Origin of the sequence: Aeromicrobium sp. (assembly GCF_014378035.1) — a bacterium.
Classification (GTDB): domain Bacteria; phylum Actinomycetota; class Actinomycetes; order Propionibacteriales; family Nocardioidaceae; genus Aeromicrobium.
Map to the genome: position 1 here is coordinate 1 of NZ_JACMOM010000273.1, position 8,717 is coordinate 8,717.

The window sequence follows — 8,717 nt, forward strand, 5'->3', positions numbered from 1 at the left end:
CGACGACGCGCTCCTCGACGGAGTAGCCGAGCCCTTCAAGCTCCTCGACTATCGCCCGGATGATGAACATCTCGCGGTCGAGTGCCATGTCGGGCACGTTCTCCATGAGCACAGACGAGGGCCGGACCAGCCGGATGACCTCGAGAAAGGAACGCCAGAGGTCGCGACGCTGGTCGTGGGGATCGCGCAAACCGTTGCGGACATGGTGACGGATCCCCGAGCGACCGGCCTTGCTGAACGGCTGGCAAGGAGGCCCGCCGGCGATGAGGTCGACCTTGATGGCCTTGAGTACGGCTGCGAGCTCCTCGATCCGCTTGACGTCCCCGAGGTCCCAGTCGCAGGTCATGCCTGCGAAGTGGTGGCGGTGCGTCTCCACCGCCTCGGGGTAGTGGTCGACGGCCACGACCGTCTTGAACCCGGCCTTGTCAAGACCGAGGCTGAGCCCGCCAGCGCCACTGAAAAGGTCCGCAGCGAGCCGTACCTCTGGATTCTCCCTACGAAGCCGCTCGGCCAAGGAGACGAGCTGTTCGAGGCTGTCGCAGGCGTCCTTGTGCGGCGCCAGCCTGACGAAGGGGCCTCGGACAGTCTTGTACGGAAGCGACCGGCCGCTTGGTGCACGACCGCCCTCGGTCGAAGGCCCGTCCACCGAGTCGACCTGAGGCACGGTGTCCTCGTCCTGTTCCTGCACGGTGCCGTCTGTCGTCATTCGAGACCGAGATCGCTCACGATGTCGGGAGCAGACGACCGGAGACTCTCGACGATCCGCTTGAAGGCTGCGTAGTCGCCGGGGCCGGACTGCATCGCTGCTGCACGCAGTGCCAGCCCGTATGTGTGGCGTTCCGCCGACGACTCCGATCTCGGGGACCCCTTGTCCCCGGTGGAGCGCTTCGATGTCTTCCGGTACGCATCGTCTGCGCGGAGACACAGTTCCGTCAGGGGACGCTCCAGCATGGGCCGCAGCTCGGCCGGAAGGGTCACCCTCATCTTGGCGACGTTGACCTGGAAGACGGCGTCGAGGTCGGTCGTGAAGTCGAGGGCCGCGCGGCCGAGCTTGGTGTGCTCGTCGATGCCACGGATGCCACCCCAGCCACCCCACTGCACCAACCGGTCGGCCCGGTAGATGTAGAGACCCTGCTGGCGGTTCCACTTGAGAGGGCCGGACAACTTCTCGAACTCGGCCGGGCTGCTGAACGCGTCACGGGAGGGCAGCACGAACCGCTGCAACGAGACGTGGCCGCTCACATCGCCGATGGTGATCTCGAAGGTGCGTCGCGGAAGTTCCTGCCGGGCGTCCTCATCGGGCGCGAAGGGATTCCACGGGCGGAGCTTCTCGCCGTTGACGGTGATGACGAGAGGCTCGCCCACCTCCCCCGAGATGAACCGGTGGAAGACCATGGCCATGTGGGCCGACGTCTTGGCGGTAAGGGCGTCGATGCGGCGCCGGGCCCAACCCCCTTCCGGATTTTGTTCCGGCAGCAGGCGGTCCAGGGTCTCCCAGAGGACGACGGTGCCCCCGTCTTCGGGAAGCATTTCTCGCGCCCTGTCCACCTCAGGTGTTCGGCCAGGGTCCACGACGATCCAGTCATCGAGCTCGACGATCAGGTCGAGGTCCAGCGTCCGTGCGGTGATGAGCGGCCTCGTCGCGCCCTGCCGCCGGGACACGACGGTGATCCTGCGGGCCTGTGAGAGGGACGCCGTCTTGAGGCCTAGCCCGTAACGGCCAAGGTCGCCCGCCTTGTAGCCCTGACGCGAACCGAACCGCAGTGCCTCGTGGAGGCCGTAGGTCGTCATCCCCGAGCCGTCGTCGGCGATGAAGACCCTCGATGCGCTTCCATCGAACTCGATCACGATGTCCACACGACGAGCACCGGCCGAGACGCTGTTGTCGACAAGGTCGGCTACGGCGGCGGGGAAATCATAGCCGATGTCCCGCAGGGACATAGTGAGTCGTGCAGCGGACGGCGTCAGGCTGCGTCGGGACGTCACTCTACCGCTCCTCATCCTTCACGGCCGGACCTCGACCACCACCAGGTTCCCATACGCCACTGACAGTTCAAGACTAGGCGCGCTGGCCCTCGAGACGTGACCGCCACAGCCGCTCGATGCGCGCTGCAGATACGGCGACGTCCTCGTGTTCCCAGATGTGCACGGCGAGCCAGCCGAGGGCCCGCAGGGAGGCGTCGTTCCGGCGATCTCGGGCGACGTTCGCGTCGAGCTTGGACCGCCACCAGTCTCGGTTATTCTTGGGCGCTGTCGAATGGTCCGGGCATACATGCCAGAAGCAGCCGTCGACGAAGACGGCCACGCGGACCTTTGTCAAGGCGATGTCGGGCCTGCCTGGCAGGGGCACCTGGATCCTGAAGCGCATACCGCGCCGGTGCAGTTCCCTGCGAAGGGCGATCTCGGGTTTCGTGTTGGCCCTCGGCATCCGGCTCATGCGCTCGCTCACGCGGACGTCGATGGGCCCTGCCGGGCTGGTTGGGGCGGAGGCGGCCACCGCTCCAGTCTGCCCGCTCGGGCAGGCGGGACCTTACGGAGGATGAATCCCCGGGAGGGGCGAAACCCGTCACCCGACGTCATTTTTGCCCTCGAAACTGTCCGGCCGATGGATAGGGTGCCCCCAGGGCCGTACATCCCCCTGACTGCCAGTCCGGCAGTCCGGCAGTCCACCGACGCCTAGTCCACGGAGGCGACCCCTGTTGACCGACCGCGCTGAAACCGTGAAGGCACTGCCCGTCGAGCAACAGGACTGGGACGAGGCTGCGCCCCGCCCTGAGGCCTTGGTGGAGAGCCTCAGGTCCTTCGGGTACTCACCCGAGACGGCATTGGCGGACCTGCTGGACAACAGCATCAGCGCCAAGGCTGTCAACGTGGATCTGTTCTTCGTCTGGGACGGTCCTGACTCGCACGTCGCCGTGGTGGACGACGGCAACGGGATGACAGCCGAGATCCTCGTGGAGGCGATGCGACCTGGATGCATGAGCCCCCTGGAGGCCCGCAAGGCAACGGACCTCGGCCGCTTCGGCCTCGGACTGAAGACGGCATCCTTCTCCCAGGCCCGGGAGCTGACGGTGCTGACCCGAAGCAAAGGTGACCCCGACGTACAGATCCGCCGTTGGAACCTCGACCTGGTGGCGGGCACCGGGCAGTGGCGTCTGCTGAAGACCTCCTCCAGCCAGGCGGAGAGGTACCGGGAGCGCATCCTGGCCAGTGGTGGGACCGCGGTCGTGTGGACCAAGTGCGACCGGTTGCTGGGCGACGTCGAGAAGGATCCCGAGAAGGCGAACGACCGGTTCCTACTGGTGGCGGCACAGGTTCAGGCCCACCTCGGCATGACCTTCCACCGGTTCCTCGTCGGTAGAGGGGCAAGAAAGATCTCGGTCAACGGGAACGCGGTCAAGCCGTGGGATCCGGTGCTCCAGCATCCCGCAACCCAGGCGTTGGGCGCAGGGGACAGGATCCCGTTCATGGGCTCGGTAATCACCGCCCGCCCGTACGTGCTCCCGCACAGGAGCAAATTGTCCGAGGAGCAGCAGAAGCTGGGGGCGGGCATCCGTGGCTGGACCGCCCACCAGGGCTTCTACGTCTACCGGAACAACCGACTCGTCGTGGCCGGCGACTGGCTCGGGGCCGCGGGTGCCAAGGACGAGCACACGAAGCTGGCCCGCATCGTCGTCGACTTCGACGCCTCCCTCGACCTCGCCTGGCAGATCGACGTCAAGAAGTCCACCGCCCGGCCACCGGGTGTGGTCATGGACGACCTGAGACGACTGGCCACGAGGACGCGCCGGTCCGCCGAGGAGGTGTACCGCTACCGCGGGAACATCGTCCCAGGCCTCGCCAAGGGCACCGACCGGCCTTTGATAGTGGCCTGGGAGGAATTCAAGGCGCGGTCCGGGGATGTGAGGCTGCGGCTGAACAGGAAGCATCCCCTGATCGAGGACGCACTCTCGGGTCCAGCATCCCAGAAGCGCGCCGTGGAGCGGGTCCTCAAGTTCGTCGAGGAGACCATCCCGACGTCCCTCATCGGGATCCGCCTCGCGGAGGCACTGGACACCCAGAGCACTCCCTACGAGACGCGTCCCGATGAGCTCGTGAAACTCCTCCACTACGCACTCGAGATGATGACCACCGCAGGCATGGCCCGCGACAAGGCGATCGACGAGTTGGTACTGCTGGAGCCCTTCAGCAATTTTCCCGCAATCACCGAGTCCCTGCGAGACGGAGCGACATGACCATCACCCCCTACGACGAGGTCCGCGGCCTCGTCATGACGATCGTCAGCGCAGAGCGTGCCAACGGCAAGGTGGTCACGGCCGACTCCATCCACGACAAGATCGCCGCCATACTGGGCCTGTCTGCCACGCTCCACGACGCCGACTTTGTTGCAGCGGTGGATGCAGAGGCGCTGCAGAAGGACATCGAGTCGTCGTTCAACGTCTTCATCGCGGACGCGAACTTCCTCTCCGACGACGGTGACCACGTTCCCTGGCTCGTCGAGGGCAAGGACGACATCAACTGGAAGTTCTGGAACCGCTACAAGCAGTACCTCCTTACCGTGAACCGGATGCCGGTCGGCTCGGTCGCCGCCATCGACGACGTCACCGATATGATCCTGGGGCGGTTGGAGAGCCCGGGGCGTCAAGGAGCCTGGGACCGTCGTGGTCTCGTCGCCGGTCAGGTCCAGTCCGGGAAAACGGGCAACTACATCGGGCTCATGTGCAAGGCCATCGACGCCCAGTACAAGCTCGTGATCGTGCTGGCCGGCATCCACAACAGCCTCCGGGCCCAGACCCAGGCCCGAGTAGACGAGGGTGTCCTGGGGTTCAGCACCGAGAAGGCCCTACGGTCCGACCTCGCAGGCGCAGGTCTCGTCGGTGTGGGGCATCAGGGCTTCCTGCACGTGAACTCCTTCACGTCCCGCAAGGAGACGGGAGACTTCAGCCTCAAGGTTGCGGAGACGGTCGGCGTGGCAGTCGGAGGCGCCGACCCAGTCGTCCTCGTCGTCAAGAAGAACAAGAGCGTCCTGACTAACATCCTGAAGTGGGCCACCAGCCTGAAGGCCGTGGAGGACCCGGAGACGGGACGCATGGTCGTCCAGAACGTCCCGATCCTGATCATCGACGACGAGGCCGACCAGGCTTCGGTGGACACCAACGGGCCGAAGCGCGGTTCGACCGACGAGTACGACCCACCGGTCATCAACGGCTTGATCCGCAAGCTGCTCAACCAGTTCCAGCAGAGTGCCTACGTCGGCTACACGGCCACTCCGTTCGCCAACATCTTCATCGACCCCGACGTCGAGCACGACACGGCGGGAAAGAGCCTGTTCCCCCAGAGCTTCATCCTGAGCCTGCCGGCACCCACGAACTACGTCGGACCCTCACGCGTCTTCGGTCTCAAGGAGGATGTCACCCGCAACATCGAGCCGCTGGAAGCGTTGCCGATGGTGCGGAGCATCGAGGACTACGAGACGTGGATCCCCGACAGGCACGGCAAGGAAATCATGCCGGGGGACATGCCGGACTCCCTCCGGGACGCGATCCTGTCGTTCGTGCTGACCGTTGCGGTCAGACGCTGGCGCGGACAACGCAACAGGCACAACTCGATGCTGGTCCACGTCACCCGCTTCACCGCCGTGCAAAAGCTGGTACGCGACCAAGTCATCGGTGAGCTCGATCGCATCAAGAACCGCATCGAGCAAGGCGACCCTAGAACCGACTCCCTATGGCTGACCGCGCAGGCCCTGTTCGAGGATGACTTCGTCCCGACGGCGAGGAAATTCGCCTCCACCGAGGACGTCGCCGACCAGGTCGGCCCGATGCCGACGTGGAGGCAGCTCGAAGCGGAACTGCGGATCGCCGTCGGCGTCATCGGCGTCCGGGAGGTGAACGGAACGGTCAAAGACTCGCTCGACTACGTCGATCATCCCGAGGGCCTCAACGTGATTGCCGTCGGCGGGGCGAAGCTGTCCCGTGGGCTGACGTTGGAGGGTCTGAGCGTCAGTTACTACCTGGCTGGCTCCCGGATGTACGACACGCTGATGCAGATGGGTCGCTGGTTCGGCTACCGACCAGGATATCTCGACCTCTGCCGTCTCTACACGACCGACGAGTTGAACCGGCGCTACGGCTTGATCACCGCTGCCGCGGAGGAGCTATACCGGGAATTCGACTACATGGTCGCCCTGGGCAGCACACCACGGGAGTTCGGTCTGAGGGTCCAGCAGCATCCGGACGGGCTCATGGTCACAGCGGCCAACAAGATGCGGACCGCACAGCTCATCAGCATGAGTTTCGCCGGGGGCATCAGCGAGTCCGTCCTCTTCGACACCGACAGTCAGGCGCGGGAGGCGAACTGGGTTGCTCTCGAGGCACTGGTCCTAGCGATGCCGAAACCGCTTGACGCCAAACAGACGAAGGACATCGGGGCCGGGTCGAGTCTCGTCTGGACCGGCGTGCCCGCGAAGCTCGTCACTGCCTTTCTGGACGCCTACAGGGCCCATCCGGACGCATACAAGGTGCAGCCAAAGCCGCTGAGGGAGTACATCCTCGGCCGCAACAGCGATCAGCCCGCCGAGCTCACGGACTGGTGGGTGCTGCTCGCGAACAGCACGTCCAAGGATGCGGCGCCGTTCACGGTGGGTGGCATCGAGGTCGGACTCACCAAGCGCCAGATCCACTCGGATCAGAAGGACAACAAAGACAGCGGACGCTTCCCGATCCGCCGATTGATCAGCCCTCCCCACGAACGCATCGACATGCGCCCAGGGAACGAGCTCTACCAGGAGGCCCTCGACCTGACGACGACCATGTGGGAGAACAGCCCCCGCCGCGACCTCGCCAAGGGTGCACCCGAGGAACCGGCGGGCGTTGCATGCCGCCGCTTCCGGCCCGCCACACGGGGCATCCTGCTCCTGTACCCGCTCAACCCGGCAGAGGCGCAGGAGGAAGTACGGGACGGGTTCCCCTTCGTGGGCTTCGCGCTCTCCTTCCCGGGCAGCGAACACGCCAAGCCGGTCGACTACCAGGTCACCAAGGACGTGTGGCAGCGCCTCGTTCGTCCCACGCTCCCTGTCCTGGATGAAGACGACGATGAGGACGACGCCCCGTGATCGATCTCGGTGCTGTCTGGGCGAGCATGGATACAGACGCGACAGGTGCCGGCAAGGGTGAAGTGCAGCGGCGGCTCCGAGGGACGCCCTTCGATCTCTTCCTGACGCAGGAGAGACCGTCGAGGCGCGCCGGCTTCTTCGCGCGGTTCGACGAGAGGCCGGGAACGCTGTGGCGTGAACTGCGCAGCTCCCAGGGGCTCGACATCCGCGTCGATGCACGGCCGGGGGTGCCGGCCACCCTGCAGCTCACCGAGGTGGACGACCGATTCCACAGCATCTTCGAGGCACTCGTCACCGATCTCTTGAAAGGCCTCGAGATCCTCGACAAGCAACCGGTGGACAGGCGCGCCCCCGCGCTGGACTTCCTCGCGGGACGAGTCATCCGGTGGCAGACATGCCTGAAGGCGAACAGCGACGGGATGAGCGGGGAGAAGCGTGCCGGCCTATTCGGCGAGCCCTCCGCCGCCGCAGGACTGCTGGAAGCCGGCGTCGACGCGAAAGTCTGCATGGATCGATGGACCGGCCCTGCCGAGGCCATCCAGGACTTCCAGTTCGATGCCCTCACCATCGAGGTCAAGGCGTCCCGGCAGACGCAGCCGACAACGGTCCGCATCTCGTCCGAGCGGCAGCTGGACACCAGCGGCCTCGACAGGCTCCTGCTGGTGCACGTCGCCCTCGATGAACGCAGTGATGGCACGGGGCAGACGCTGCCTGCAAAGGTCGCGGAGCTGCGCGACGCCGTCGGACGGCAGAGCGACGCCGGGCTGCTACTCGATGACCGCCTCATCCAGTACGGCTACCTGGACATGCATGCGCCCAGGTACGAGGACCGTTCCTACGCCATCCGAGCGGTGGAACACTTCGACGTGCGGGAGCCGATGGCGCGGATAGTCGAGGCCGATCTCCCCGTGGGGGTTGGGGACGTGACCTACGGCCTTGCGCTTTCTGCTTGCGAGGACTTCAGACTCGACGAGGCCGAGGTCGCGGCGCTTCTCGAAGGACTACGTCCGTGAGCGCTGGAGTGGACGAGGAGTTCCTGGCTGAACTGCAGCGGCGCGTGTACAGCGACGCCGAACGTGGGGACGAGCTTCAGGACGCCGCCTTCACCGACTACATGCGCTCGATACTGACCGACGCCGGTGAACTCGATGACGGCGAGACGGCCATGTTCCACACGAGCGGCGCCAAGGGGATGTCCGCATCCGGCTTCGCTATCTCGGACGACGGGGAAGTCATCGACGTCCTCGTCACCGACTACCGGCCGGACCTGTCCATCCGCAACATGACGAAGGTCCAGCTGGCCAGGAACTTCGCAGCCCTCGACCGCTTTGTCGCGCAGACCGAGGAGCTCACGTCGGTGATCGAGGAGGCCTTCCCCTCCTGGTCCATGTGCAGCCTCCTCTCGGAAGCACTACCCAGGGCACTCAGGGTCCGCCTCACGCTCCTTACCAACGCACGCGTCAAGCCCCCCCCGCCGCCCGCGGGCACGCTCCATCAGGCGAAGGTCACGTATCACGTCTGGGACCTGGGCCGTCTCTGGCGATTCGAGTGGTCAGGCCCGCCAAGGGAAGCGATCACCCTCCTCTACGTCGGAGTGGGGAGC

Annotated in this window: 7 protein-coding genes; 4 read left to right on the forward strand and 3 right to left on the reverse strand. The window is 65.6% G+C overall.

Features of this window, described 5'->3' with window-relative positions:
- From H7290_RS14050 to H7290_RS14060, 3 genes are all read right to left on the reverse strand, one after another.
- Window positions 1-706, reverse strand: a 706-nt coding sequence (locus tag H7290_RS14050) for a DNA cytosine methyltransferase (protein ID WP_290514639.1), incomplete at its 3' end; no start/stop codon positions are given.
- Window positions 703-1,986: an ATP-binding protein gene (locus H7290_RS14055; RefSeq protein ID WP_290514640.1), complete on the reverse strand. Its 1,284-nt coding sequence runs from the start codon at window positions 1,984-1,986 to the stop codon at window positions 703-705. The genes H7290_RS14055 and H7290_RS14050, both read right to left, overlap by 4 nt.
- A 73-nt stretch (window positions 1,987-2,059) precedes the next feature.
- Window positions 2,060-2,497: a very short patch repair endonuclease gene (locus H7290_RS14060; protein WP_290514641.1), complete on the reverse strand. Its 438-nt coding sequence runs from the start codon at window positions 2,495-2,497 to the stop codon at window positions 2,060-2,062.
- A gap of 223 nt (window positions 2,498-2,720) precedes the next feature.
- Here H7290_RS14060 and H7290_RS14065 point away from each other — a divergent pair, with 223 nt between their 5' ends.
- From H7290_RS14065 to H7290_RS14080, 4 genes are all read left to right on the forward strand, one after another.
- Window positions 2,721-4,235, forward strand: coding sequence for an ATP-binding protein (locus H7290_RS14065; protein WP_290514642.1), 1,515 nt, complete (start codon window positions 2,721-2,723; stop codon window positions 4,233-4,235).
- A complete protein-coding gene (locus H7290_RS14070; protein WP_290514643.1) occupies window positions 4,232-7,114 on the forward strand; it encodes a Z1 domain-containing protein in 2,883 nt (960 codons plus the stop codon). The genes H7290_RS14065 and H7290_RS14070 overlap by 4 nt, the downstream gene beginning before the upstream one ends.
- Window positions 7,111-8,127: a PD-(D/E)XK motif protein gene (locus H7290_RS14075; RefSeq protein ID WP_290514644.1), complete on the forward strand. Its 1,017-nt coding sequence runs from the start codon at window positions 7,111-7,113 to the stop codon at window positions 8,125-8,127. The genes H7290_RS14070 and H7290_RS14075 overlap by 4 nt, the downstream gene beginning before the upstream one ends.
- 8 nt (window positions 8,128-8,135) lie before the next feature.
- A partial coding sequence (locus H7290_RS14080; protein WP_290514645.1) for a hypothetical protein occupies window positions 8,136-8,717 on the forward strand: 582 nt, incomplete at its 3' end.